Annotated in this window: 20 protein-coding genes and 1 pseudogene; 14 read left to right on the top strand and 7 right to left on the bottom strand. The window is 77.0% G+C overall.

Annotation, left to right across the window (positions count from 1 at the left end):
* Window positions 1–110: 110 nt before the first annotated feature.
* From ACFUMH_RS04870 to ACFUMH_RS04855, 4 genes are all read left to right on the top strand, one after another.
* Window positions 111–1,277, top strand: a complete 1,167-nt coding sequence (locus ACFUMH_RS04870; RefSeq protein WP_378201234.1) for a D-alanyl-D-alanine carboxypeptidase family protein — start codon at window positions 111–113, stop codon at window positions 1,275–1,277.
* Between the two features lie 38 nt (window positions 1,278–1,315).
* Window positions 1,316–2,491, top strand: a complete 1,176-nt coding sequence (locus ACFUMH_RS04865; RefSeq protein ID WP_378201231.1) for an AAA family ATPase — start codon at window positions 1,316–1,318, stop codon at window positions 2,489–2,491.
* A 161-nt stretch (window positions 2,492–2,652) separates the two neighbouring features.
* Window positions 2,653–3,093: an OsmC family protein gene (locus tag ACFUMH_RS04860; RefSeq protein ID WP_378201228.1), complete on the top strand. Its 441-nt coding sequence runs from the start codon at window positions 2,653–2,655 to the stop codon at window positions 3,091–3,093.
* 79 nt (window positions 3,094–3,172) lie between these two features.
* The gene (locus ACFUMH_RS04855; RefSeq protein WP_378201224.1) at window positions 3,173–6,124 is read left to right on the top strand and encodes an FAD-binding and (Fe-S)-binding domain-containing protein; all 2,952 of its coding nucleotides are present in this window, start codon (window positions 3,173–3,175) and stop codon (window positions 6,122–6,124) included.
* Between the two features lie 34 nt (window positions 6,125–6,158).
* On the opposite strand, the gene ACFUMH_RS04850 is transcribed toward ACFUMH_RS04855, so the two are convergent.
* Together ACFUMH_RS04850 and ACFUMH_RS04845 are read right to left on the bottom strand one after the other, a co-directional pair.
* Window positions 6,159–6,572, bottom strand: coding sequence for a VOC family protein (locus tag ACFUMH_RS04850; RefSeq protein ID WP_378201221.1), 414 nt, complete (start codon window positions 6,570–6,572; stop codon window positions 6,159–6,161).
* Between the two features lie 104 nt (window positions 6,573–6,676).
* A complete protein-coding gene (locus tag ACFUMH_RS04845; protein ID WP_378201218.1) occupies window positions 6,677–7,192 on the bottom strand; it encodes a TetR/AcrR family transcriptional regulator in 516 nt (171 codons plus the stop codon).
* 155 nt (window positions 7,193–7,347) lie between these two features.
* On the opposite strand from ACFUMH_RS04845, the gene ACFUMH_RS04840 reads away from it, so the two are divergent.
* The 3 genes from ACFUMH_RS04840 (at window position 7,348) to ACFUMH_RS04830 (ending at window position 11,151) form a co-directional block, all read left to right on the top strand.
* The gene (locus ACFUMH_RS04840; protein WP_378201215.1) at window positions 7,348–8,931 is read left to right on the top strand and encodes an MFS transporter; all 1,584 of its coding nucleotides are present in this window, start codon (window positions 7,348–7,350) and stop codon (window positions 8,929–8,931) included.
* A 212-nt stretch (window positions 8,932–9,143) separates the two neighbouring features.
* Entirely contained in the window at window positions 9,144–9,440 is a 297-nt protein-coding gene (locus ACFUMH_RS04835) for an MTH1187 family thiamine-binding protein (RefSeq protein WP_378201212.1), read from the top strand.
* 199 nt (window positions 9,441–9,639) lie between these two features.
* Window positions 9,640–11,151 carry a hypothetical protein gene (locus ACFUMH_RS04830; protein WP_378201209.1) on the top strand — a complete coding sequence of 504 codons (1,512 nt, stop codon included), beginning with the start codon at window positions 9,640–9,642 and terminating at the stop codon, window positions 11,149–11,151.
* Window positions 11,152–11,188: 37 nt separating this feature from the next.
* Here the strand turns inward: ACFUMH_RS04830 and ACFUMH_RS04825 are convergent, their stop codons facing one another.
* The 4 genes from ACFUMH_RS04825 to ACFUMH_RS04810 all read right to left on the bottom strand — a co-directional run bounded on the left by ACFUMH_RS04825 (window position 11,189) and on the right by ACFUMH_RS04810 (window position 15,990).
* Window positions 11,189–12,196 (bottom strand): alpha/beta hydrolase, encoded by a 1,008-nt coding sequence (locus tag ACFUMH_RS04825; protein ID WP_378201267.1) that lies wholly within the window; start codon window positions 12,194–12,196, stop codon window positions 11,189–11,191.
* A gap of 117 nt (window positions 12,197–12,313) precedes the next feature.
* Entirely contained in the window at window positions 12,314–13,285 is a 972-nt protein-coding gene (locus ACFUMH_RS04820; RefSeq protein ID WP_378201206.1) for a zinc-binding dehydrogenase, read from the bottom strand.
* Window positions 13,286–13,318: 33 nt separating this feature from the next.
* Complete coding sequence (locus ACFUMH_RS04815) at window positions 13,319–14,641, bottom strand: homoserine O-acetyltransferase (RefSeq protein ID WP_378201203.1); 1,323 nt, start codon at window positions 14,639–14,641, stop codon at window positions 13,319–13,321.
* Window positions 14,642–14,670: 29 nt separating this feature from the next.
* The gene (locus ACFUMH_RS04810) at window positions 14,671–15,990 is read right to left on the bottom strand and encodes a bifunctional o-acetylhomoserine/o-acetylserine sulfhydrylase (RefSeq protein ID WP_378201200.1); all 1,320 of its coding nucleotides are present in this window, start codon (window positions 15,988–15,990) and stop codon (window positions 14,671–14,673) included.
* Window positions 15,991–16,696: 706 nt separating this feature from the next.
* Between ACFUMH_RS04810 and ACFUMH_RS04805 the strand changes: the two genes are divergently transcribed.
* On the top strand, window positions 16,697–18,262 hold the full coding sequence (locus tag ACFUMH_RS04805; protein ID WP_378201197.1) for an NlpC/P60 family protein: 1,566 nt from the start codon (window positions 16,697–16,699) through the stop codon (window positions 18,260–18,262).
* Window positions 18,263–18,394: 132 nt separating this feature from the next.
* Here ACFUMH_RS04805 and ACFUMH_RS04800 read toward each other — a convergent pair whose 3' ends face one another.
* Window positions 18,395–18,895 (bottom strand): inorganic diphosphatase, encoded by a 501-nt coding sequence (locus tag ACFUMH_RS04800; RefSeq protein ID WP_135975607.1) that lies wholly within the window; start codon window positions 18,893–18,895, stop codon window positions 18,395–18,397.
* 148 nt (window positions 18,896–19,043) lie between these two features.
* Here ACFUMH_RS04800 and dacB point away from each other — a divergent pair, with 148 nt between their 5' ends.
* The 6 genes and pseudogenes from dacB to folE all read left to right on the top strand — a co-directional run bounded on the left by dacB (window position 19,044) and on the right by folE (window position 26,181).
* Window positions 19,044–20,456 (top strand): D-alanyl-D-alanine carboxypeptidase/D-alanyl-D-alanine-endopeptidase, encoded by a 1,413-nt coding sequence (dacB, locus tag ACFUMH_RS04795; RefSeq protein ID WP_378201192.1) that lies wholly within the window; start codon window positions 19,044–19,046, stop codon window positions 20,454–20,456.
* A 53-nt stretch (window positions 20,457–20,509) separates the two neighbouring features.
* Window positions 20,510–21,613 (top strand): zinc-dependent metalloprotease, encoded by a 1,104-nt coding sequence (locus tag ACFUMH_RS04790; protein WP_378201190.1) that lies wholly within the window; start codon window positions 20,510–20,512, stop codon window positions 21,611–21,613.
* A 7-nt stretch (window positions 21,614–21,620) separates the two neighbouring features.
* A pseudogene (gene tilS / locus ACFUMH_RS04785) lies at window positions 21,621–22,658 on the top strand (tRNA lysidine(34) synthetase TilS); the annotation flags it as partial.
* Window positions 22,659–22,769: 111 nt separating this feature from the next.
* Window positions 22,770–23,324, top strand: a complete 555-nt coding sequence (hpt, locus tag ACFUMH_RS04780) for a hypoxanthine phosphoribosyltransferase (protein WP_378201264.1) — start codon at window positions 22,770–22,772, stop codon at window positions 23,322–23,324.
* A 132-nt stretch (window positions 23,325–23,456) separates the two neighbouring features.
* Window positions 23,457–25,502 carry an ATP-dependent zinc metalloprotease FtsH gene (gene ftsH / locus ACFUMH_RS04775; protein ID WP_378201187.1) on the top strand — a complete coding sequence of 682 codons (2,046 nt, stop codon included), beginning with the start codon at window positions 23,457–23,459 and terminating at the stop codon, window positions 25,500–25,502.
* A 76-nt stretch (window positions 25,503–25,578) separates the two neighbouring features.
* Window positions 25,579–26,181: a GTP cyclohydrolase I FolE gene (folE, locus tag ACFUMH_RS04770; RefSeq protein WP_378201261.1), complete on the top strand. Its 603-nt coding sequence runs from the start codon at window positions 25,579–25,581 to the stop codon at window positions 26,179–26,181.
* Window positions 26,182–26,202: the final 21 nt, after the last annotated feature.

Below are 26,202 nucleotides of genomic sequence, written 5' to 3'. Positions count from 1 at the left end.
GTCGGTCGGGCGGCAGGCATGCCGCTCCGCGCCGTCAGCCGATCGTCCTCCGCCTCCCCGAGGGGCGGAGCACCCCCCTGCCCGCACGCCTCGCGCAGGGTGCCGTCGCCGTGGGCCTCGTGCTCAGCACCGGCGCCGTCGTCGTGACCGCGACCGCCGAGGAGCCGCCCGCGTCGCTCCTCGCCGACGGTCGCGACGAGGCCACCCTCGCGCGGCACGCCGAGGAGCGCGCCGCGCTGGTCCGCACCGAGCAGCTGCGGTCCGAGGCCGTCGAGGTCGCGTCCGGCGCGATCGAGCAGGCGTCCGCCGTGCGCGCCGAGGCCGAGCAGGTCGCCGTCGCCCCCGAGGTGATCGCCGAGCTCGACGCCGCGACGGCCGAGCTGCAGGCCGCCATCGCGTCCGTCGACGTCGCACCGCTGACGCCCACCGACCCGCTCGCCGACCGCGACGGGACCGTCTCCCGGTCCGCGCAGCGTGACGGCGGGGCGGAGCCCGAGGGTGCGGCGCAGGACGACGGCGGCACGCCGACCGCGTCGCCCACGGCCGACGGCGCGTCGCCGACCGCGTCGGCCGACCCGACCGCCGTCCCCGCCGACCCGGCCGCCGAGGCCGCCACGGACGCCCCCGCGGACCCCGCCGCCGCCGACGCCACGCTGACCGGGCAGGCCCCGGCCACCACCACCGTCCCGGACTCCGGCGACCCGGCCACCGAGCCGCTGCGCGAGGCCCTCGAGCGCGTCGCCCGCGCGTCCGACGCCGCGAAGGCGTCCGCCGAGCAGAAGCGCGCCGAGGCCGCGGCCGCCCAGGCCGCCGCCGACGAGGCCGCCCGCGTCGCCGCCGAGCAGGCCGCCAGGCGCGCCGCGTGGAAGGCGTCGCTGCAGGGCTACGCGAACGGCCAGGTGCCCGAGTCGGCGCTGTGCGGCGTCTCGTTCGCCGAGTCGGTGCGGCTGCGCTGCGACGCCGCCGAGTCCCTCGACGCCCTCGACGCCGCGTTCGCCGCGCGGTTCGGCAAGCACCTGCAGGTCTCCGACTCCTACCGCTCCTACTCCCAGCAGGTCGCGTGCCGCGCCAACAAGGGCTCGCTGTGCGCCCGCCCCGGCACGTCGAACCACGGCATGGGTGTGGCCGTGGACCTGGGCGGCGCGGTGCAGTCGTTCGGCACGGCGGAGCACGTGTGGATGCGCGAGAACGCTCCCGCGCACGACTGGACGCTGCCCGAGTGGGCCCGCGCCGGCGGCAGCAAGCCCGAGCCGTGGCACTGGGAGTACGTGGGCTGAGCAGGGAGGTCACGGCTCCGCGGTCCTACGATCGCGGTATGACCGCGACGCCCCCGTCCGCCCGGGACGAGCCGTTGGTCGGCCGGGCCGCCGAGCTCGACGACCTGGACGCGCTGCTGTCCGGCGCGACGGCCGGCGAGGGCGTCACCGTGCTCCTCGAGGGCGAGCCGGGCGTGGGGCGCACCCGCCTGGTCGAGGCGCTGCAGCGCACGGCCGACCTGCTCGGGCTCGAGGTCCGCACCGGACGCGCCGTCGGCCCGTCCGCGCCGCCGTACGCGCTGCTCTCCGACGCCCTGCTGGGCCCGGCGGGCGGGCGCGGCGCCCGCCCGGGCGAGTCCCGCGGGCCGGTCGTCACCGAGCTCGCCGACCTCCTCGACGTGCTGCCGGCCGACCGCGCCGACGCCCCCAAGCGCTACGCGCGCGCCGACGAGCTGTTCGCCGCGCTCGTGCGCCGGCACGGCGAGCACGGCGCGTGGGTGCTCGTGCTCGAGGACCTGCACCTGGCCGACGCGTGCTCGCTGCGCCTGCTCGCCGACCTGGCGGGCGAGGGCACGCTGCCGCACGCGTTGACGGTGATGACGACGCGTGCCGTGCCGCACCGCGAGGAGCTCGCGGTGCTCGTCGCGGCCTGGACGCGCGCCGGTGCCCGGTACGTGGAGCTGCGGCCGCTCGGCCCGGCGGCGACCGTCGAGCTCGCGCAGTCGCTGCTGCACGCCAAGGTCGGCCCGCGCCTGCGCGGCGTGCTCGCGACGACGGGCGGCAACCCGCGGCTCGTCGTCGACGTCGTGCGCACCGCGCAGGCGTGCGGCGTGCTGGAGCAGCGCGGCGGCGTCGTCGAGGCCGTCGGCAGCGGGTGGCTCGACGACCTCGACCGGGTGGGCCGGGCCCACGTGGCACACCTCGGCGCGCACGTGCTGACGATGCTCGGCCAGGCGTCGGTGCTGGGCACGTCGTTCGTCGTCGGGGACCTCGCCGCGCTGTCCGGGGAGCCCGTCACCGAGTGCTGGCGCACGCTGCGGCACGGGCTCGCCGCGGGCGTCGTGCATGCGCGCGGCGACCGGCTCGTCTTCCGGCACGACCTGGTGCGCTCGTCGCTGTACGCCGGGCTGGAGGAGGAGGAGCGCCGGGCGCTGCACGCGCGCGCGGCGTGGGCGCTGCGGGAGGCGGGCGCGCCGACGCACGTCGTGTCCGCGCACCTCGAGCGCGCCCGCTGACACCGCGCGCGGACCGGCCCCGCGCCGCCGACACCTCGCGCGCACCCGCGCCGGGCTCCTAGGTTGGACGCGGGGGCGTGCGCCGCGCGCCCCCGGCGGGCCGCCACCGGCGGTCCCGGCCACGACCGGCCACATCCCGGCACGACAACCGAGGAGCGCACATGCCCACGCGTACCGCCCGCACCGCCTGGAACGGCTCCCTGCAGGAGGGCAGCGGCCAGGTCGAGCTCACGAGCTCCGGCGTCGGCACCTACCACGTCTCCTTCCCCAGGCGCGCGGCCGACGAGGCCGGCGGCACCACGAGCCCCGAGGAGCTCGTCGCGGCCGCGCACTCGTCCTGCTTCGCGATGCAGCTGTCCGCGCTGCTCGGCGAGAAGGGCCACACGCCCGAGTCGCTCGACGTGACGGCCGACTTCACGCTGTCGCCCGACCCGGCCGGCGGCTTCCGCATCTCGGGCATCGCGATCACGCTGCGTGGCGAGGTCCCCGGCATCGACGCGGACGGCTTCCGCGAGGCGGCCGAGGCCGCGAAGGCCACCTGCCCGGTGAGCAAGGCGCTCACGGGCACGGACATCACGCTGGACGCGCAGCTCGAGTCCTGACGCACCGCACCCCGGCCCGGGGGCCGCGCGGGCGGACGCCCGACGCGGGTCCCGGGCGCGGGGTGCGACACTGCCGCCCGTGGCTGTGACGACCGAGAGGCCCGGTGCGGACGTCCGGGACGTGGTGCACGCGCTGCGCGGGGCCGTCCGCGGCGCGGTGGACGACACGACCCGCCGGCGGGCCGAGTACTCCACCGACGCGTCGAACTACCGCGTGGTGCCGCAGGTCGTGGTCTTCCCGCAGGACCCCGACGACGTGCTCGCGGCGCTGCAGGTCGCGCGCGAGACGGGCACGCCGCTGACGTCGCGCGGCGGCGGGACGTCGGTCGCCGGCAACGCGGTCGGCCAGGGCATCGTCCTCGACTTCTCCCGGCACGTGAACCGCGTGCTGGAGATCGACCCCGAGGCGCGGACCGCGCGCGTCGAGCCGGGTGTCGTCATGGCGCACCTGCAGCGCGAGGCGGCGCCGTTCGGCCTGCGGTTCGGGCCCGACCCGTCGACGCAGGCCCGCGCGACGCTCGGCGGGATGATCGGCAACAACGCGTGCGGCCCGCGCGCCGTCGCGTTCGGGCGCACCGCGGACAACGTGGTGGACCTCGACGTCGTCGACGGCACGGGACGGCGCTTCACCGCGCGCGCCGGGACCGGCGCGCTGGACGTCGTGCCGGGGCTGGACGGTCTCGTCCGCGGGGGCCTGGAGGTCATCCGCACCGAGCTCGGCCGGTTCACGCGGCAGGTGTCCGGCTACTCGCTGGAGCACCTGCTGCCCGAGAACGGCACCGACCTGGCGAAGATGCTCGTCGGCACCGAGGGCACGCTGGTCACGCTGCTCGGCGCGACCGTGCGGCTCGTGCCGGTGCCGTCGGCGCCCGTGCTCGTCGTGCTCGGCTACCCCGACATGCCGGCCGCCGCCGACGCCGTCCCCGCGCTGCTCGCGCACCGGCCGCTCGCGATCGAGGGCATGGACGCGCGGCTCGTCGACGTCGTGCGGCGCGTCAAGGGCGCGTCCGCGGTGCCGGACCTGCCGCCGGGCGCCGGCTGGCTCATGGTCGAGGTCGGTGGGGACACCCTCCACGCGGCGCTCGCGACGGCGCGCGCGCTGGCCGCCGACGCGGGCACCGACGCCGTCGGCGTCTTCCCGCCCGGTCCGCAGGCCGCCGCGATGTGGCGCATCCGCGAGGACGGCGCCGGCCTCGGCGGGCGCACGCCCGCGGGGGAGCAGGCGTGGCCCGGCTTCGAGGACTCCGCGGTGCCGCCGGAGCGGCTCGGCGGGTACCTGCGCGAGCTCGAGGCGCTCATGGCGGACCACCGCGTCGACGGGCTCGCGTACGGGCACTTCGGCGACGGCTGCGTCCACCTGCGCATCGACATGCCGATGGCGGAGTCGGGCCGGCCGCTGCGCGCGTTCATGGAGGACGCCGCCCGGCTGGTGGCCGCGCACGGCGGGTCGCTGTCGGGCGAGCACGGCGACGGGCGCGCGCGCTCCGAGCTGCTGCCCGTCATGTACTCGCAGCGCGCGATCGACCTGTTCGGCGCCGTGAAGGACCTCTTCGACCCGCGCGACCTGCTCAACCCCGGCGTCCTCGTGCGGCCGGACCCGCTCGACGCCGACCTGCGCCGCCCGGCGGCGCGCTCGCTCCTGGCCGGGCAGGGCGGGTTCTCGTTCGCGCACGACGGCGGCGACATGACGACGGCCGTGCACCGCTGCGTGGGCGTCGGCAAGTGCCGCGCGGACACGCGCGCGACGGGCGGCTTCATGTGCCCGTCGTACCTGGCGACGAAGGACGAGAAGGACTCGACCCGCGGCCGCGCCCGCGTGCTCCAGGAGATGGCCAACGGCTCGCTCGTCACGCAGGGCTGGTCGTCGCCCGAGGTGCACGACGTGCTCGACCTGTGCCTGAGCTGCAAGGCGTGCTCGTCCGACTGCCCGGCGGGCGTCGACATGGCGCAGTACAAGGCCGAGGTCCTGCACCGCACGTACCGCGGCAAGGTGCGGCCGGTGAACCACTACGCGCTCGGGTGGCTGCCGCGGTGGGCGCGGCTCGTCACCGGCCTGCCGGGGGTCGCGTCGCTCGCGAACGCCGTGCTGCGCGTCCGCCCGCTCGCGAAGGCGGTGCTCGCCGCGGGCGGCATGGACACGCGGCGGAAGATGGTCACGTTCGCGCCCGTGCCGTTCCGCGCGTGGTCGCGCACGGCCGGTGCCCGCTCGGGCGACGTGCGCGTCGTCCGGGGAGCGGACGCCGACGGCGTGCCGACCGTGCCCGAGGGCGCGACGTCCGGTGGCCGCCGCCCGCCCGTCGTGCTGTGGACCGACTCGTTCAGCGACACGCTGTCGCCCTCCGTGCCGCACGCCGCCGTGCGCGTGCTGCGCGACGCGGGCTACGACGTGCTGGTCCCCGACCACGACGCCTGCTGCGGCCTCACGTGGATCAGCACCGGCCAGCTCGACGGCGCCCGCAAGCGCCTGTCGCACCTGCTCGGGGTGCTCGGGCCGTTCGCCGTCAACGGCGTGCCGATCGTCGGGCTCGAGCCGTCCTGCACCGCCGTGCTGCGCAGCGACCTGCTCGACCTGCTCCCGGACGACCCGCGCGCCGTCGCGGTCGCCCGCGAGACGCGCACGCTCGCCGAGCTGCTGACGGCCCCGGCGCCCGTCGGGCCGGGCGACCGCTGGTCGCCGCCGGACCTGTCGGACGTCACGGCGGTCGTGCAGCCGCACTGCCACCACCACTCCGTGATGACGTACACCGCGGACCGCCGCCTGCTCACCGCGGCGGGCGCGCAGTTCTCCGCGCTCGCGGGCTGCTGCGGGCTGGCCGGCAACTTCGGCATGGAGAAGGGCCACTACGACGTGTCGGTCGCCGTCGCCGAGGCGTCGCTGCTGCCGGCGCTGCGCGACGCCGAGCCGGGCGACGTCTTCCTTGCCGACGGGTACTCGTGCCGCACGCAGGCCGACCAGCTCGCGGGCGTCCAGGGCGTGCACCTCGCGGAGCTGCTGGCGGCCCACCTGCCGGAGCGGTCGCCGACGGCGTGAGGGACGGCGTGCGGCGCTGCCGGGCGCCGCGCCGTCAGCCGGTCAGGCCCTGCGCGGCCATCCATGCCGGGTCCGCCGGCACCGGCTGCACGAGCTCCACGAGCAGCCCGCCCGGGCCGGCGGCCTGGAAGCGCCGCTGGCCCCACGGCTCGGTGACGAGCGCCTTCAGCACGGTGACCCCGGCGCTCGCCATGCGTGCGTGCGCCGCGTCGACGTCGTCCACGACCAGGGCGAGCATCGCGCCCGCGACCGCGTCCGGCGCGGTCGGCCACGTCTCGTGGTCCGTGCGGACGAGGTCCACACGCAGCTCGTCGCGGTCGGGGTGCTGCATGCTCACGTACCAGCCGAGGTCGACGAGCACGCGGAAGCCGAGGTGCTCGGTGAACCAGGCGCCGGCGTCGGTCGGGTCCGGCACCGCGTAGGCGGCGCCGATCTGCTGGACGTGCACGGGGGCTCCTGCCGTTCGTCGGGACGGGCGACCGTCACGGTGCCACGGTGCCACGGTGCGGCGGTACGCGCGCCGCGGGCGGCGACCCGGTGTCCGCGGGCGACCTAGTCGCCGCCGACCCGGCCGAGCACGTGCGCGATGACCCGGCCGTCGAGGTCGGTGTCCCCCGCGGACAGGAGCGCGTGCAGGAAGAGGCCGTCGCCGACGAGCTGGACGAGGCGCGAGAGCACCGGGTCGTCGATCGTGCGGCGCAGGCCCGCGGCCCAGCCGTCGAGGTAGGCCGCCATGCGCCCGCGGGCCGGCGGGTAGGTGCCGAGCAGGCGCAGCGCGGCCAGCATCGTGCGCTCCTCCGGGCCCTCCGCGGTCTGCGAGCCCTCGAGGAACCAGCGGGCCGCCGCGACCGGGTCGGCCGGGGTCGCGGCCTCCGCGGCGGCGGCGCCGGCGTCGAGGCGGTCGAGCAGGGCCGCGAAGAGGTCGTCCTTGGAGCGGTAGTGGTAGAGCAGTCCGCCCTTGGAGACCCCCGCGCGCTGCGCGACCACGTCGAGGGTCGCGCCGGCCGGGCCCTCCTCGAGGAGCACGTCCTGGAGCGCGTCGAGGATGCGGTCGCGCGTCGAGGACATGCCGGGAGCGTAGTCGTGGGCGACGTCACCCTTCCCGGCGGAGGGCGACGGCGGTACTGTACCGGCTGGACGGTATAGCCGCGCGGCCCTCGGGTCGCGCCCGTCGCGGGGCAGGACCCGCGACGCGTGCCCGTCCCCCGGGACCCCGCCCGGTCATGCGGGAGACCACGACAGGAACCACCGTGCCCACGCACACGACCACGCCCTCCGCACCGCTCGCCGCCGTCCCTGCGCGCGCCGGCGCCCGCGAGTGGCTCTCGCTCGCCGTCCTCATGCTCCCCGTGCTGCTGGTGTCGATCGACACCACGGTGCTCTCGTTCGCGCTGCCGCAGATCTCCGTCGCGCTCACGCCGTCCGCGGACCAGCTCCTGTGGATCGTCGACGTCTACCCGCTCATGCTCGCGGGCCTGCTCGTCACCATGGGCACGCTCGGCGACCGCGTCGGCCGCCGGCGCCTGCTGCTGGTCGGTGCCGCGGGCTTCGGCCTCGTCAGCCTGCTCGCCGCGTTCGCCACCGACGCCGGCCACCTCGTCGCCGCCCGCGCGCTGCTCGGCGTGTTCGGCGCGACGCTCATGCCGTCCACGCTGTCGCTGCTGCGCAACGTCTTCCTCGACGACGCCCAGCGCCGCCTCGCCATCGCGATCTGGGCGTCCGGGTTCGCCGGCGGGTCCGTGCTCGGGCCCGTCGTCGGCGGCTGGCTGCTCGAGCACTACTGGTGGGGCTCCATCTTCCTGCTCAACGTGCCCGTGCTGCTGGTGCTGCTCGTCGTCGGGCGGCTGCTGCTGCCGGAGTCGCGCAACCCGTCGGCGGCACGGCTCGACGTGCCGAGCGTCGTGCTCGCGACCGTCGGCATGCTGCCGCTCGTCTACGGCATCAAGACGACCGCCGGGCACGGGGTCGGCGCGCTGGGCCTGGGCGCGCTGGCCGTGGGTGCGGCGCTGGTCGCCGTGTTCGTGCGCCGGCAGACGCGCCTGGCCGAGCCGCTGCTCGACGTCGGCCTGTTCCGCCGGCCGGTGTTCTCCGCGTCGGTGGCCGCCAACTTCACGGCGTCGTTCGCCCTCGCGGGGCTCGTGCTCGTCGTGTCGCAGGTCCTGCAGCTGGTCGTCGGGCTGTCGCCGCGCGAGGCCGGGACCGCGCTGCTGCCGGGGGCCGTCGCGTCCATCGTGTCCGGGCTGGTGGCGGTGCGGCTCGCGCGCACGGCCCCGCGGTGGGCGCTCGTGCCGGCGGGCATGCTGCTCGCCGTCGCGGGCTACGCGCTCGGCGCCGTGGTCGCGCAGGACGTCGGCACGGGCGGCATCGTCGCGGTGTTCTGCCTGGTCGGCGCCGGTGTCGGCCTCGCGGAGACCCTCACGAACGACGCGATCCTCGCGTCCGTCCCGCCCGAGCGCGCCGGTGCGGCGTCCGGCATCTCCGAGACGTCGTACGAGCTCGGCGCCTCGCTGGGCGTCGCCGTGCTGGGGTCCGTGCTGTCGGCCGTCTACCGCGCGGACCTCGTGCTGCCCGACGCCGTCGAGCCCGGCCAGGCGCACGCCGCCCGGCAGACGCTGGGCGGCGCCGTGACGGTCGCGGAGGGCCTGCCCGGCGCGGTCGGCGCGCAGGTCCGCGCCGCCGCCGAGGCCGCGTTCACGCACGGCGTCGCGGTGACGTCGGCCGCCGCAGCCGTCGCCCTCGCCGTCGTCGGCGTGCTGGTGGGCGTCGTCCTGCGCCGCGCGGGCCTGGGCCGCACCACCGACGCCTGACCCCACCCACCCCCCACCCCGGGAACCCGCCCCGCCCGCCGCCCCCACCCGGCCCCCCACCGCCGACTGCGGTACATGCGTCACCAGTGCGGGTGTTGCACCCACCGCGGTCGTGACGCATGTACCGCAGTCGCGGGGTGCGGGTCGGGGTGGGGGGACGGGGGGGTGGGGCCGGGTGGACGCGGGCGGTGGACGCGCGACAGGGTGGGCGCATGCTCGTCGCCTTCTCCGTCGCCCCGCTCGGTGCGGGCGAGTCCGTGTCCGAGGCCGTCGCCGACGCCCTGCGCGTCGTCCGCGCGTCCGGGCTGCCGCACCGCACCGACGCCATGTTCACCACGCTCGAGGGCGAGTGGGACGAGGTGATGGACGTCGTGAAGCGCGCGACCGAGGCGGTCGGGCGGCACGGCGACCGCGTCAGCCTCGTGCTCAAGGCCGACATCCGGCCGGGTCGCACGGGCGAGATGCAGGCGAAGGTGGACCGCGTCGAGGCGCTGCTCGCCGACGACTGACCGTCCCGCCGCACTGCAGCCCGAGCAGGACGCGCCCGGCGACGGACATGACCACCGCCACCCCTTCGACGGGCTGACGCGGCCCGGCGCGACGTGGGACAGTGGTGCCTCCGCGAGGCGCGCGAGGCGGACGCGCCGCCCGCGGCGACGGTGCACGGCCCGGGGGCGGGCGCGTGCCCAGGAGGGGCCCGGACGCGACATGCCGATCTTCGAGCTCGACGAGGGACGTCCCCGCCTCGTCCAGCCGATGCAGCCGCTCGCCGGGTCGTTCGCGCAGGAGGTCGGCGCGCTCGTCACCCACCACCTCGCCGCGATCGCGGGGGAGCCGCTCTTCGTCGTCCGCACGCGCGCGGCCGCCGCCGACCGCGGTGACCTGCCCGAGCTGCTCGCGCTCGACGCCGCCGGCCGGCCCGTGGTCGTCGAGGTCGCGCAGGTGCTCGACGACGACGCGATCGTGGCCGCCCTGCGCCGCGGCGGTGCGGCCGCGCGGCTCACGACGTCCGACCTGGCGCGCGCCTACCACGCGGACCCCGGCCGGTTCGCCGTGGACTTCGCCGCGTTCCGGGAGCACGTGCCGGTCGGTGCCCAGACGAGCCGCCGCGACGGCGTCCGCCTGCTGCTGCTGTGCTCGGAGGTCGCCGCCGAGGCCGCCGACACCCTGGCGTTCCTGCGGGGCCCCGCGCGACAGGTCGACGTGCTGCAGGTCGGCGTCGTGCGCGGCGACGAGCGGCGCCTGCTCGACGTGTCGCCGCTGGCGCTGCACGAGGGCTCCCGCCGCTCCGTCGAGCCGACCGCGCTGCGGCTCGTCCGCTCGAGCGAGGCGTTCGCGACGGCCATGGCCTACGACGACCAGCGCGGTACCGGCACGCCCGTGCGGAAGGCCCCGCCGACCGGGGAGCTGCGCGCCGTCGCGCCCCCGCCGCGCCCCGAGCCGCCCGCGCCCACGCCGATCGGCCGGCGCGGCAGCGTCACCGAGCCGACGCCGCTGCCGTTCCGCACCGCCGGCCCGACCGCGGAGCCGCCGAGCACCGGCGGCGCGCCGCGCCACGGCCGCCGCGACCCCGCCGACTGGCCGCGCGACCCCGCCGACCAGCCGCCGTCCGCGACGCTCGCCGGCCCGCCGACGCTCACGCCGATCGCGGGCCTGCGCGCCGCGGTGCCGCCGGTCGCCGACACGCCCGCCGCGGACGTCGACGACCTCACCGCCGACACCGCGCCGACGCCCGTCGTCCCCGCCGCGCCCGCACCCGCAGGGACCGGTCGCCGCGCCGACGGCCCGCCCGCGGACGCGCCGCGCCACGACGCCCTCCTCGTCGACGGCCGGCGCCCCGACGCCACGGCCGGCGACGCGCGCGCCCCGCGGACCGCTCCGACCGACCGCACCGCGGACCGCACGACCGACCGCACCGCCGACCGCTCGACCGACCGCCCCGCGCCCGCCCGCGACGGCTGGCCGTACCCGGAGCTCGCGATGCTCGCGAAGCGCCGGCGCGCCGTCACGACCCTCGTGTGGGCGCGCGAGCGCCGCGGTCAGCGCTTCACGGCGATCCTCCTGCCGGACGGCCTGATCGAGCTGCCCGACGGCAGCACCGTCGCCGACCCGGACGAGGCGGCGACGCGCGTCGCGGGCGTCGAGGCCGTCGACGGCTGGCGTGCGTGGCGGCTCGGCGACGGCGGCCCCACGCTCGCGGAGGCCACGGGCACGCTCTGACGCGGTCGCGTCCCGGCCGGCGTGCGGCGGGCGCCCGTCAGCCCCACCCGTACGCCGTGAGCCAGCGGGTGACCTCCGCGTAGAACCGCTCGCGCGCGGGGCGCGCCGACAGGGTGAGGTCGTGCATGCCGCCGGGGATGCGCACGAGCGTGCTGACCGGCCCGAGGTGCACGGTGCGGCGCGCGATGGCCTCGGTGTCGAGGACGACGTCGGCGGAGCGCATGTCGTCGGTCCAGCGCGGGCTGATGAGCGTGCGGGACGAGAGCGCGGTCAGCACCGGCACGTCGATCGCGAGGCCGCGCGCGACCGTCGCGTGCCCGGCGATGACCGCCCGCAGCCACCCGGCGCGCACGGGGAACGACGGCGTGGGGCGCCACCGGTCGTCGACGGTCCACTCGCCGCCCGTCGCGGCCGCGATGGTGCGCGCGTAGTAGCCGGGGTCGATGTTGGGCAGCGGCGCGCGCGGCTGGAACCGCGCGATCTGGTGGATCGCCGGCGCGCTGACGTGCCGTGCGACGGCCGACCCCTGCAGCTCGAGCCACGGGCTGTTGAGGACGAGCCCGCTGACCGTGCCGGGGTGCCGCGCCGCCCACAGCGACAGCGTCAGCCCGCCGGTCGAGTGGCCCATGAGCACCACGCGCGCGACGGGGCCGAGCTCGGCCCGCACCCGGCGCAGCGCCGCGGCGATCTCCTCGTCGTAGGTGCGCAGGTCGTCGACGTACCCGGGGGTCTGGTGCGGCCGCAGCGACCGGCCGTACTTGCGCAGGTCGAGCGCGTAGAAGGCGGCGCCGAGCCCGTGCCAGTACTGCGCGAGCGGCGCCTGGAAGAAGTAGTCCGACCACCCGTGCACGTACAGCACGGCGCGCGCGGGGCGCACCGCGGGGTCGGGCACGTACCGGACGAGCGTGGCGACGACCGGCCCCTCGTCGTCGTCGGCGAGCGGCAGCAGCCGGGCCTCGAAGCCGTCGCCGAGCACGTCGGGCGTCCACCGGTCGGCGCGCAGGCCGTCGGACGTCCACGCGGGCGGCGCGGTGCCGGCCGGCACCTCGGGCGCGGCGGGCACCGGCGCGGCGGGCACCGGCGCGGCGGGGACGGGCGCGGCGGACGGCGTGCCCGTCGTCGGCTCCACGTCCACCCCCGTCCGGTCCCTCCGACCTCTGCCTCACACCTCGAGGACGATCTTGCCGAACTGCTCGCCCCGCCACATCCGGCCCAGCGCGTCAGCGGTGCGCGCCAGCGGGTACGTCGAGTCGACGAGGGGGCGCACGCCCGTCCGCGCGAGGAACGCGAGCACCTGCCCGAGCTCGTCGCGCGTGCCCATCGTCGCGCCCACGACGCTGATCTCCTGGAAGAAGACGCGGGTCAGCGAGGCGGGGGCGGGGTCGCCGGACGTGAGGCCGGCCACGACGACGCACCCGCCGGGCCGCACCGAGCGCACGGAGTGCTCCCACGTGGCCTTCCCGACGCTGTCGAGGACGACGTCGAAGCGTCCGGCGCGCGCCCCGGGCTCGACCGCGGCGGCCGCCCCGAGCGCCAGCGCCCGCTCGCGCCGGCCCGCGTCCCGGCCGGTCACGACCATCTCGAGCCCCGCCGCGGCGCCGAGCTGCACCGCCGCGACCGCCAGCCCGCCGCCGGCGCCCTGCACCAGGACGCGCTGCCCGGGCTGCGCGCCGCCCGACCGGAACAGCATGCGGTAGGCCGTCAGGTACGCCGTCGGCACGCACGCCGCCTCGACCCACGTCAGCTCGGGCGGCTTCGGCACGACGTTCCACGCGGGCACCGCGACGTGCTCGGCCAGCGTGCCGGGGTACCGCTCGGACAGCAGCGTGCGCGGCTCGTCGGGGTCGACGCCGCGTCCGTCGGGCCCGCCGACGACCGCGTGCACCACGACCTCGCGCCCGTCCGCGGTCACCCCGGCCGCATCGGTGCCGAGCACCATCGGCAGCTGCTCGGCGCGCAGGCCGACGCCCCGCAGCGACCACAGGTCGTGGTGGTTGAGCGACGCGGCCCGCACGTCGACGGTCGTCCAGCCGGCGGGCGGGTCGGCGACGACGTCGGGCGCGGGGGCGTCCCCGACGACCAGGCCCGACAGCGGGTCGTCGGCGGAGAACGCGGTGACGCGGGCGCTCAGCATGCCGTCACGCTAGCGGCCGGCGCGCGACCGGGGTCAGCGGTGCGTCGCGCCCTCGCGCAGGAAGTCGGTGACGAGCGCCCCCACCTGGTCCTCCTCGATGAGGAAGCCGTCGTGGCCGTGCGGCGAGCGCACGTACCGGACCGGCCCGGCGCCGGGCACGCCGGCCGCGACGCGCTCGGACTGCGCGGGCAGGAACAGCCGGTCGGAGTCGACGGCGACGACGAGCCCGCGCGCGGTGACCTGCGCGAGCGCCGCCTCGACGCCGCCGCGGTCGCGGCCGAGGTCGTGCGTGATCATCGACCGCGTCAGCGTGACGTAGGTGTTGGCGTCGAACCGCCGGGCCAGCTTGTCGCCGTGGTGGTCGAGGTACGACTGCACCGCGAACCGGCCGCCCTCGAGCGGGTCCTCAGCCCCCTGGGGGATGCGCCCGAACCGCTCGTCGAGCTCGGCCGCCGACCGGTACGTCTGGTGCGCGATCTGCCGCGCGATGCCGAGCCCCACGTGCGGGCCGTCGCCGGCGGCGGCGTCGTAGTAGTCGCCGTCGCGGTACCGCGGGTCCGCGCGGATCGCGCTCAGCTGCGTGTGGAACCCGGCGATCTGGTCGCCGCTGGTCTGCGCGCACGTCGCGATCGCGGCGAACGCCTCGACACGCTCCGGCGCGGACGCCGCCCACTCCAGCACGCGCAGCCCGCCCATCGACGCGCCGATGACGAGCGCCCACTGGTCGATGCCGAGCAGGTCCGCGAGCCGGACCTCCGCCGCGACCTGGTCGCGCACGGTCAGCAGCGGGAACCGGCTGCCCCAGGGGCGGCCGTCGGGCGCGGTGGACGCCGGGCCCGTCGACCCCTGGCAGCCGCCCAGCACGTTCGGGGCGACGACGAACCAGCGGTCGGTGTCGATCGGCGCGCCGGGGCCGACCATCGACTGCCACCAGCCCGCCGTCGGGTGCCCCTCGCCGGCCGGGCCGGTCACGTGCGAGTCGCCGGTGAGGGCGTGCAGCACGAGCACCGCGTTGCCGCCGTCCTCGTCGAGCTCGCCCCACGTCTCGTACGCGAGGCGCACCGCCGGCAGGCGCCCGCCCGACTCGAGGGCGAACGGGCCGAGGTCGGCGAACTGCCGGCGCCCCACCGGGTCCCCGTCGCGCCACGCGGCGGTCGCGGGCACGGGGCTGCCGGTCGCCGGGCGGCGCGAGCCGAGGGTCGCGCCGCGGCGGGTGCGCCGCCCGACACCCGGGACGGCCGCGACTCCGGGGACGTCGACCGCGCCGCCGCCCGGCAGCGCACCGCCGGGCACGACGGGTCCGGAGGACGCGTCGTGCGGGGCGGGCGTGCCGGGGCGGGGGCGGGGCGTCGTCATGCGGTGGGGCTCCTCGGGGTGGCGGTCGCTCAGGCGCCCTTGGCGGCGCGGAAGCCGGCGTCCAGGTCGGCCAGGATGTCGTCGACGTGCTCGATGCCGACGGCCAGGCGGACGAGCCCCGGCGTGACGCCGGACAGCTCCTGCTCCTGCGGGGTGAGCTGGCTGTGCGTCGTCGACGCCGGGTGGATGACGAGCGAGCGCACGTCGCCGATGTTGGCGACGTTGGAGTGCAGCTCGAGCGCCGACACGAACGCCTGACCGGCCGCCGACCCGCCCTCGAGCTCGAACGCGAGGACCGCACCGGCGCCCCGGGGAGCGTACTTCAGCTGGTTCGCGTGCCACGGGCTGGACTCCAGGCCCGCGTAGTGCACGCGCACGACGTCCTCGCGCGCCTCGAGCCACTCGGCGACCTTCTGCGCGTTGGCGACGTGCCGCTCGAGCCGCAGGGACAGCGTCTCGATGCCCTGCGCGATGAGGAACGCGTTGAACGGGCTGATCGCGGCGCCGAGGTCGCGCAGCAGCTGCACCCGCGCCTTGAGCACGTACGACAGGTTCGCGCCGAACGCGCCGCCCACGCCCAGGTCCCGTGCGAACACGAGCCCGTGGTACGACGGGTCCGGCTGGTTGAAGTTGGGGAACCGCTCGGGGTGCTGCGCGTAGTCGAACGTGCCGCCGTCGACGATCACGCCGCCTATGGCGGTCCCGTGCCCGCCGAGGTACTTGGTCGCGGAGTGCACGACGACGTCCGCGCCCCACTGCAGCGGGTTGACGAGGTACGGCGTCGCGACCGTGTTGTCGACGACGAGCGGCACGCCGACCTCGTGCGCGACGCCCGCGACCGCCTCGATGTCGAGGACGTCGGAGCGCGGGTTCGGGATCGTCTCGGCGAAGAACAGCTTGGTGTTCGGGCGGACGGCGTCGCGCCACGCCTGCGGGTCGTGCGGGTCGGCGACGAACGTCGTCTCGACGCCCAGCTTCGGCAGCGTGTAGTGCAGCAGGTTGTACGTGCCGCCGTAGAGGGACGGGCTGGCGACGACGTGGTCGCCGGCCTCGGCGACGTTGAGGATCGCGAGCGTCTCCGCCGCCTGGCCGGACGCGACGAGGAGCGCGCCGACGCCGCCCTCGAGGTCGGCGATGCGGTTCTCGACGACCTCCTGCGTGGGGTTGCCGATGCGCGTGTAGATCGGGCCGAGCTCGGCGAGCGCGAACCGGTCGGCGGCCTGCTTGGCCGAGTCGAAGACGAAGGACGTCGTCTGGTAGATCGGCAGGGCGCGGGCGCCGGTCGCGGCGTCGGGGGTCTGGCCCGCGTGGATCTGACGGGTCTCGAAGCTCCAGCTCTCGTTGCTCATGTCGGGCTCCTGGGGACGGCGCCGGGGTCGGCGGTCGGGGCGGGGGACACCCGGGGAGCGCGCAGCCGTCGCCCGCCCCGCGGGGGGATGGTGCGCACGGGACGAGCCGGGGCTCGGCGGCGGTCGCTGCGAGGCGACCGGCCGCGGGTACGGCCGAGCGTGCGCTGGGTCAGCGACACATTCGGCGGGACATGCGTCCGAGAGTAGGCCGCCCGTCCCGCCCACCGGTACGCGCGTCTCGTCCACCGGGACGAACCCGTCCGCGGCGGCGCGCGCCGGCGTCCCTCCCGCCGACGTCGCCGCCCTCCACCCGCCCACCCGACTCCACCGCCGACTTCGCCGGTTCGACGCCGAGGTCGCCGGTCGGGACCGGCGACCTCACCGCCGGGCAGGCGACCTCGCGGTGCACGGACGACGGGCGGCCGTGGCAGCTCGTCGTCCCTCCCGGACCGGTCGGCCATGGTGAACCGGCTGTTGTGCAGCAGGTCGGCTGCCGATGGGTGTGGAACCGCCGGTTCGACGTCGGAGGGTGGGTCGGCGGCCGTCCGGACGCCCGGTCCACGGGTGCCGGGCGTACCGCGTGAGACGGTTCACCCGGTCGGCCGAGCAGGTCTGTCCGGGTTCCTCCCGAACCACAGCGGTGTGACTTCTGGGACCTGTGTGACAGGTGTTCATTCCTGGGGAACGCGCAGGTAGCGTCGCCGACGTGCGTGACGAGCAGCAGCGGGCGACGACCCGTGCCGACGGTCCCGCGGGCCTCCCCGCGACCGCCCCCCGGACCTCCGGCGACGTCCCCGCGACGGGACGCCGCCCCTCCGCGTGGGTGCGCCACCGCCGGCTGCTCGGCGTCGCCCCGGTCGGCCTGCTGACGCTCGGCCTGGTCGCCTCGCCCGCGAGCCTCGCCGGTGCCGCGCCCAGCCAGGAGGACGTCCGGGACGCCCGCGCCGCCGTCGGGCAGGCGCAGCGCTCCGTCGCGCAGATGGAGGTCCGGCTCGCCGAGCTCGCCGCGTCGGCCGACGCCGCCGAGGTCGCCGTCCAGCGCGCCGGCGAGGACTACGCGCAGGCGCTGGCGGACGCGGACGCCGCCCGGACCCGTGCCGCCGAGGCGGCCGCCCGGTCGGAGGAGGCCGGCACGCGCGCCGAGGATGCGCGGCAGCGGCTCGTCGCGGTCGCGCGCCAGCTCGCCCGGTCCGGCGGGTCGGTGGAGGCGCTGGAGGCCGTGCTGTCGGCCGACGGCTTCCAGGACGTCGCCCGCCGCTCCACCGCGCTGAACCGTGCCACCGGCAAGGCCGACGAGGCGGTGCAGGAGTTCACGGCCGCGATGCTCGTCGCCGAGACGATGCAGAAGCGGTCGACGCAGGCCGCCGCCGCCGCCGAGACCGCCGCGGCCGGCGCCGAGGACGCGCTCGCCGCCGCCGAGGACGCGCAGTCCGCCGCGGACGCCTCCCTGACCGCCGGGCAGGCCGAGCGCGAGGGCCTCATCGCCGCCCTCGCCGCGGCCCGCCAGACGAGCGCCGAGGTCGAGCGCGCCCGCCAGGACGCCCTCGACGCCGAGCGCCGCGCCCGCGCGGAGGCCGCCGCCCAGGCGGAGCGTCTGCGCCCGGTGAGCGTCCCCTCGGCGCCGTCCGGCGGCGGCGGCGCCGCGGGCAACCCCGCGCCGGCCAACCCGGCGCCCGCGAACCCGGCGCCGGCCAACCCCGCGCCGGCCAACCCCGCGCCTGCCAACCCGGCGCCCGCCAACCCGGCGCCCGCCAACCCGGCGCCCGCGAACCCCGCGCCGGCACCCGCGAACCCGGCACCGGCCAACCCCGCCCCGGCGCCCGCCCCCGCACCGGCCCCCGCCAAGCCCGCGCCCGCCCCCAGCGCGCCGTACGGCCTCGGCACCGGCACCTCCCGCGGCTCGGCCGCCGCCGGCGCGGCGGCCGTCGCGTGGGCGCAGGGCAAGATCGGCCTCCCGTACGTGTGGGGCGGCACGGGCCCCGGCGGCTACGACTGCTCTGGCCTGACGTCGGGCGCGTGGCGGTCCGCGGGCGTGGGTCTCAACCGCACGTCGCGCGACCAGTACAAGCAGGTCCTCAAGATCTCGTACGACCAGCTGCGCCCGGGCGACCTCGTCTTCTGGGGCAGCAACCCGAACAACCCCGACTCGATCACGCACGTCGCGATCTACGCCGGCAACGGCCAGATCGTCGAGGCGTCGAAGCCCGGCGTGCCGCTGCGCCAGGTGTCGATGCGCTGGTCGGGCACGATGCCGTTCGCCGGTCGCCCCTGAGGTCGGCCGACCCGGCGCCGCAGACGCGGCGCCGCACGCACGACGACGCCCGGCCCGCCGCACCCCTCGGGGTGGGCGGACCGGGCGTCGTGGCGTCGTCGGCCGGCAGGTGCCTCGGGCGGCGCGGCTGCCTCAGTGGCCGGTGTCGTACCCGGTGTCGATGGCGCGCTGGCGCGAGCGCTCGATCTCGGCCTCCGCCTCGGCGCGGCCCACCCAGTGGGCGCCCTCGACCGACTTGCCGGGCTCGAGGTCCTTGTAGACCTCGAAGAAGTGCTGGATCTCGAGGCGGTGGAAGTCGGACACGTCGTCGATGTCCTGGCGCCAGGCGGCGCGCTGGTCGCCCGTCGGGACGCACAGCACCTTGTCGTCACCCCCGGCCTCGTCGCGCATGCGGAACATGCCGAGTGCGCGGCAGCGGATCAGGCAGCCCGGGAACGTCGGCTCCTCCAGGAGCACGAGCGCGTCGAGCGGGTCGCCGTCCTCACCGAGGGTGCCCTCGATGAACCCGTAGTCGTCGGGGTAGCGCGTCGAGGTGAAGAGCATGCGGTCGAGGCGGATGCGCCCCGTCGCGTGGTCGACCTCGTACTTGTTGCGCTGCCCCTTGGGGATCTCGATCGTGACGTCGAACTCCACAGTGCTTCCTCCACACGTCCCCACCCGCCGGCCCTCGTGGGGACGCCGGTGGCCGTGGCGCGTCGTCTCCCCGGGCGCCCTTGCTCAGGACAGTAGTGTGGCGCACCGGCGGGGCGGTACCGAGCCCCGTGGGGCAGGACGGGTGACGATGACCACAGCAGGCCGCGTGGCGGGCACCGTCGCGCTCGTCGCCGTGCTCGGCGCGGGGGCGTACGCGACGGCCGACGCGCACGACGTCGTCCCCGGGATCGTGACCCTGGCGCCGCCGGCGCCGGACCCGGCGCCGTTCCCGACGGCCCCCGGCGCGCTGCCGCCGGCGGTGGTGCCGCGGGCGCTCGCGGACCTCGACGCGCAGGTCCCGCCGCCGTCGTCGGCCGCGGTGCAGGCGCTGGTGGACGGCCTGGTGGCGGACCCGCGGATGGGCCCGTCGGCCGGCGTCGTCGTGGTGGACCAGCTCACGGGCGACGTGCTCGGCGCCCACCAGCCCGACGCGGGCCGCGTGCCGGCGTCGACGGCGAAGCTGCTCACGGGCGTGGCGGCGCTCGCGGAGCTGGACCCCGAGGCGACCCTGCCGACGCGCGTGCTCGCGCTCGACGGCGACCGCATCGCGCTCGTGGGCGGCGGCGACGTGCTGCTCTCGGCGGGCGTCGGCGACCCGGACGCGGTCGAGGGACGGGCGGGCATGGCGGACCTCGCGCGCCGCACCGCCGACGCGCTCGCGCTGCGCGGGACGACGTCGGTCCGCCTGGTGGTCGACGACACGCTGTTCTCGGGCCCGGCCGAGCACCCGACGTGGGACCCCGACTACGTCGACATGGGCTTCACGGCGCCGATCACGCCGCTCATGGTGGACCTGGCGAAGCTGCGGCCGGGGCCGATCGCGCCGCGCGCGGCGGACCCGTCGCTCGCGGCGGCGGAGATCTTCGCGGCGCGGCTCGCGGAGGTCGGGATCACGGTCGAGGGGCGGCCGACGCGCGTGACCGAGCCCGCCGACGGGCCCGAGCTCGCGCGCGTCGAGTCGGCCCCGCTCGCCGACGTCACGCACTTCTTCCTCGACACGTCGGAGAACACGGTCACCGAGGTGGTCGCCCGGCTCGTCGCCGTGGACGCCGGCCTGCCCGGCAGCTTCGACGGCGGCACGCAGGCCGTGCTGCGGGCGGTCGGCGCGCTCGGCGTCGACGTGTCCGGCGCGCGCCTCGTCGACGCGTCGGGCCTGGCCGTGAGCTCGTCGCTGTCGCCGACGCTGCTCGCGGACGTCGCCCGCCTCACCACCGACCCCGCGCACCCGCGCCTGCGCGACGTGGCCACCGGCATGCCGGTCGCGGGGCTGAGCGGCACGCTCGGCGACCGGTTCACCACGTCGCCCGCGCGCGGCCTCGTGCGCGCCAAGACGGGCAGCCTGCCGGGCGTGACGTCGCTGGCCGGCACGCTGCTCGACGCGCAGCGCCGCCAGCTGGTCTTCGTCGTCATGGCCGACCAGACGCCGGGGGTCGGGCAGGGCGCGGCGCGGCAGGCGGTCGACGGGTTCGTCACCGCGCTCGCGGGCTGCGGCTGCCGCTGACGGCCGACGACGGGCGCCCCGCCGGCGCGGGCGCGCGGGGTTACCGTGACCCGATGGACCCCGCCACGACCGGACCCGTCGACTGGTACGCGGCCGCCCGCGTCGCCGGGCGGCTCGCCGCACCCGGGCCGGTCGCCGACCGCGCCACCCTCGAGGCGCTCGTCGCCGAGCTCCGCACGTCCGCCGACGTCGCCGCACGGCACGTCGTCGACGCGACCGGCATGACGCCCGCCGACGGCCGCCGGCCCGAGGACGTGGCGCGCGTCGTCGTCGTCGACCGGCCCCGCTGGGCCCGCGCGAACGCCGAGATGTTCGCCGTGATGGCCGCCCCGCTGGCGCGCCGCAGCGACGGCTCGGCCGTCGAGGTGCCGGACGCCGCCCGGCTCGCCGCGGCCGCGCAGGCGGGCGGCGTGCTCGCGCTGCTGTCGGGCAAGGTGCTCGGCCAGTTCGACCCGTTCACGGCCGCGCCCGGGGAGCCGGGGCGGCTGCTGCTCGTCGCGCCCAACGTGCTGCAGGTCGAGCGGGCGCTGGGCGTCGACCCGCACGACTTCCGCCTGTGGGTGTCGCTGCACGAGCAGACGCACGCGCTGCAGTTCGCCGCCGCGCCGTGGCTCGCGGGCCACCTGCGCGCGCGGTCGGCGGCGCTCCTGTCGGACCTCGCCGACCTGACGCCCCGCCCGGGCGACGCGCGCGCGGCCCGTCCCGCCGGGCCGCGCCTGGACGACCTGCTGTCCGCGGTCGCGCGCGGGCTCACCGGCCCGGAGGGGTCCGGCGGCGTGCTGCACGTGCTCAGCCCCCGCCAGCGCGCGGTGTTCGACGAGGTCAGCGGCGTCATGGCGCTGCTCGAGGGGCACGCCGACGTGATGATGGACGAGGTCGGCCCGCGCGTCGTGCCGTCGGTGCGGGCGATCCGCCGGGCGTTCGAGCGCCGGCGCGACCAGGCGGCGCGCGCCGGCGGCGTCGAGCGCGTGCTGCGCCGCCTGCTGGGCCTGGACCTCAAGCTCGCGCAGTACCGCGACGGCGCCGCGTTCGTCCGCGGCGTGCGGCGCCGCGCCGGGGCGGACGGCCTCAACGCCGTCTGGTCGGGGCCGACGTCGCTGCCGACGCTCGCGGAGATCGGCGACCCGGCCGCGTGGGTCCGCCGCGTGCACGGGTGAGCGGCGGGTGAGCGGACCCGCTCCCGCCGTCGCCGCCGTGCGCACGGCGGTGCGGCGTGCGCTCGCCGACGTGCCCGCGGGCGCCACGGTGCTCGTCGCGTGCTCCGGCGGTGCGGACTCGCTCGCCCTGGCCGCCGGGCTCGCGTCCGAGGCGCGCCGCCGGGCGCGCCAGGGCGCGCCGCTGGTGGCGGGGGCGGCGGTCGTCGACCACGCGCTGCAGGCGGGCTCCGCGGCGGTCGCCGACGCCGCGGCGGCCGCGTGCCGCGGGCTCGGCCTCGACCCCGTGCACGTCGTGCGGGTGGCCGTCGGCGCCGACGGCGGCCCGGAGGCGGCCGCCCGCACCGCCCGGTACGCCGCGCTCGACGACGTCGCGCGCCGCACGGGTGCCGTCGCCGTGCTGCTCGGGCACACCCTCGACGACCAGGCCGAGGGGGTCCTGCTCGCGCTGGCCCGCGGGTCGGGGGAGCGGGCGCTCGCCGGCATGCGCCCCGTGCGCGGGCTCCTGCGCCGGCCCCTGCTGGCCCTGCGCCGCACGGCCACCGAGGAGGCCTGCGCCGCCGAGGGCCTCGTGCCGTGGCACGACCCGACGAACGGGCGCGCGGACGACCGGGTGGACGGCCTCCCGGACGCCCTCCCGCTGCGCAGCCGCGTCCGCCGGGACGTCCTGCCGCTGCTCGAGGACGTCCTCGGCCCGGGCGTCGCGCAGGCGCTCGCGCGCACCGCGGACGCGCTCGCGGAGTCGGCCGACGCGCTCGACGGGCTCGCGGACGACCTCCTGCGCGCCGCGGACGTGAGCGCCGACGCCGCCGGCGCCGCCCCGGACCTCGGCACGGAGGGGCCCGTCGTCGTCCTCGACGTCGCCGTCCTCGCCGCCGCGCCGCCGGCGGTGCGCCGCCGCGCGCTGCACGCCGCCGCCGTGCGCGCGGGCGTCCCGGCCGGGTCGCTGGCGCGCCGCCACGTGCTGGCCGTCGACGCGCTCGTCACCGACTGGCACGGCCAGGGCGACGCGCACCTGCCGGGGGCGCGGGCGGCCCGGCGTGCGTGTGGCAGGCTCTACCTCGGCCGGCTCGGCGCCCAGGCGCCGGCCCCCGCGCGCCGCGCGCCCGGGGAGCCGGCCGGCCACGAGCAGGACGAGCGCGACGGGCGGGAGTGGGACGTGGACGCGTCGGACATGGGCGACGACCTCGAGCGGGTGCTGCTGAGCGAGGACCAGCTGCACACCCGGCTGGACGAGATGGCGGCGCAGATCGACGCGGACTACGCGGGCCGCGACGTGCTGCTGGTCGGCGTGCTCAAGGGCGCGGTCATGGTCATGGCGGACCTCGCGCGGCGCGTGCGCGTGCCGGTCGCGATGGACTGGATGGCGGTGTCGTCCTACGGGTCGGGCACGAAGTCGTCCGGCGTGGTGCGGATCCTCAAGGACCTCGACACCGACCTCACCGGCAAGCACGTGCTCATCGTCGAGGACATCATCGACTCGGGCCTGACGCTGAGCTGGCTGCTGTCGAACCTGCGCTCGCGCGGGCCGGCGTCCGTCGAGATCGCGACGATGCTGCGCAAGCCCGACGCCGCGAAGGTCGAGGTGCCCGTGCGGTACGTCGGCTTCGACATCCCCAACGAGTTCGTCGTCGGGTACGGCCTGGACTACGCCGAGCGGTACCGGAACCTGCCGTTCGTCGGCACGCTCGCCCCGCACGTCTACGGCTCCTGACCACCGCGGACGCCGGCGCGCACCCGGCTGTGCCCTGGGCGAACACCCAGGGAACGTCCAGTGCCGCCGTGTACCGTCGTGGGCCGGAAGTCCCTGCGAGCGGAGGATGAGGGGCGCAGGCCCCGATCGCCCATGAACCTCAAGCGTCTCGTCCGCGGCCCCCTGGTCTGGGTCGCGCTGGCCATCGTCCTCACGGTGGTCGCCCTCAGCATGCTGCGCATGCCCAGCGTCCAGCAGGTCGACACCTCGACCGGCCTCGAGCTCCTCGAGGACGGCAAGGTCGAGCAGGTCCTCATCACGGAGGGGACGCAGCGCGTCGACCTCACGCTGACCGAGGCGTACCAGCCCGACGAGGACACCGACCTCGGCACGCAGGTCTACTTCTTCTACGTGACGCCGCAGGGCGAGCAGGTCGTCGAGGCGGTCACCGCCGCCGACCCCGCCGAGGGCTTCACGTCGAAGGTGCCGCAGCCGTCGTGGTGGGGCAGCCTGCTCGGCATCCTCCTGCCGTTCGTCATCATCCTGGCGCTGTTCTGGTTCCTGATGTCGAACATGCAGGGCGGCGGCTCGCGCGTCATGAGCTTCGGCAAGTCCAAGGCCAAGCTCGTAAGCAAGGAGTCGCCGAAGGTGACGTTCGCGGACGTCGCGGGCGTCGACGAGGCGGTCGAGGAGCTGCAGGAGATCAAGGAGTTCCTCGCGGAGCCGGCCAAGTTCCAGGCCGTGGGCGCGAAGATCCCCAAGGGCGTGCTGCTCTACGGCCCGCCCGGGACCGGCAAGACCCTGCTCGCGCGCGCCGTCGCGGGCGAGGCGGGCGTGCCGTTCTACTCGATCTCCGGCTCGGACTTCGTCGAGATGTTCGTGGGCGTCGGCGCCAGCCGCGTGCGCGACCTGTTCCAGCAGGCCAAGGAGAACTCGCCGGCGATCATCTTCGTCGACGAGATCGACGCGGTCGGCCGCCACCGCGGCGCCGGCCTGGGCGGCGGGCACGACGAGCGCGAGCAGACGCTCAACCAGATGCTCGTCGAGATGGACGGGTTCGACGTCAAGACGAACGTCATCCTCATCGCGGCGACGAACCGCCCCGACATCCTCGACCCCGCGCTGCTGCGCCCGGGCCGCTTCGACCGCCAGGTCGCGGTCGAGCCGCCCGACCTCAAGGGTCGCGAGCACATCCTCAAGGTCCACGCGCAGGGCAAGCCGATGGCGCCCGGCGTCGACCTCGCCGTCGTCGCCCGCCGGACCCCCGGGTTCAGCGGTGCCGACCTGGCCAACGTGCTGAACGAGGCCGCGCTGCTCACGGCACGCCGCAGCGCCCAGGTGATCGACGACGCCGCGCTCGACGAGGCGATCGACCGCGTCATCGCCGGCCCGCAGAAGCGGACCCGCGTGATGAACGTCAAGGAGCTGAAGATCACCGCGTACCACGAGGGCGGGCACGCCCTGGTGGCGGCCGCGATGCGGTACACCGACCCGGTGACGAAGGTGACGATCCTGCCCCGCGGGCGCGCCCTCGGGTACACGATGGTCATGCCGATGGAGGACAAGTACTCCACGACGCGCAACGAGCTGCTCGACCAGCTCGCGTACGCCATGGGCGGCCGCGTCGCGGAGGAGCTCGTGTTCCACGACCCGACCACGGGCGCGAGCAACGACATCGAGAAGGCCACGTCGACGGCCCGCAAGATGGTCACGCAGTACGGCATGAGCGCCCGGATCGGCTCGATCAAGCTCGGTCAGGAGTCGAGCGAGATGTTCCTCGGCCGCGACGTCGGCCACCAGCGCGACTACTCGGAGGACGTGGCCGCGGCCATCGACCTCGAGGTGCGGGCGCTCATCGAGCGGGCGCACGACGAGGCGCGCGACGTCCTGGTCGAGTACCGCGACGTGCTCGACCACCTGGTGCTGGAGCTCCTCGAGAAGGAGACCCTCAACGGCGAGCAGCTGGCCGAGATCTTCCGGCCGATCACGAAGCGCCCCCCGCGCGACGTGTGGATCTCGGGCGACGACCGCTCGGTCAGCGACCGCGGGCCCGTGCTGACGCCGGCCGAGAAGGCCGCGCAGAACGGCCACCCGGTGGTGCCGCAGGACGAGGCGGCCGCCGCGAACGACGAGCGCCCCGCGACCGTCGTCGTGGAGGTCCCGCCGGGCCAGACGCCGGACACGGGCGGGCAGCACTGACGTGACGGACGAGCTGCAGGTCGACGGGGCGGAGGCGGACGTGGCGCAGCGGGACCCGGACTCGGTGATCGTGCCGATCGGCGAGACCGGCCGCGGTGCCGGTCGCGCCGTCGGTCCGTTCGACGAGGCGCGCGCCGAGCGGGCGGTCCGCGAGCTGCTGCTCGCCGTCGGCGAGGACCCGGACCGCGAGGGCCTGCGCGAGACGCCGGGCCGCGTCGCCCGCGCGTACCGCGAGATCTTCGCCGGCCTGTACCAGGAGCCGCGCGACGTCCTGACGACGACGTTCGACCTCGGGCACGAGGAGATGGTCCTCGTGCGCGACATCGAGGTGTACTCCACGTGCGAGCACCACCTCGTGCCGTTCCACGGCGTCGCGCACGTCGGCTACATCCCCGGCGAGCACGGCCGCATCACCGGCCTGTCCAAGCTCGCGCGGCTCGTCGACGTGTACGCCCGCCGGCCGCAGGTGCAGGAGCGGCTCACGTCGCAGGTCGCCGACGCGCTCGTCGAGGTCCTGGAGCCCCGCGGCGTCCTCGTCGTCGTGGAGTGCGAGCACCTGTGCATGTCGATGCGCGGCGTGCGCAAGCCGGGCTCGCGCACCGTGACGTCGGCGGTGCGCGGCCAGATGCGCGACGTCGCCACGCGCGCCGAGGCGATGAGCCTCGTCGCCGGGCGCTGAGCGCGGCGGCACCGTGCCCGG

The sequence above is a fragment of the Cellulomonas sp. NPDC057328 genome (genome assembly GCF_042667215.1).
Taxonomy (GTDB): domain Bacteria; phylum Actinomycetota; class Actinomycetes; order Actinomycetales; family Cellulomonadaceae; genus Cellulomonas.
This window is presented reverse-complemented; position numbering and strand designations above follow the sequence as displayed.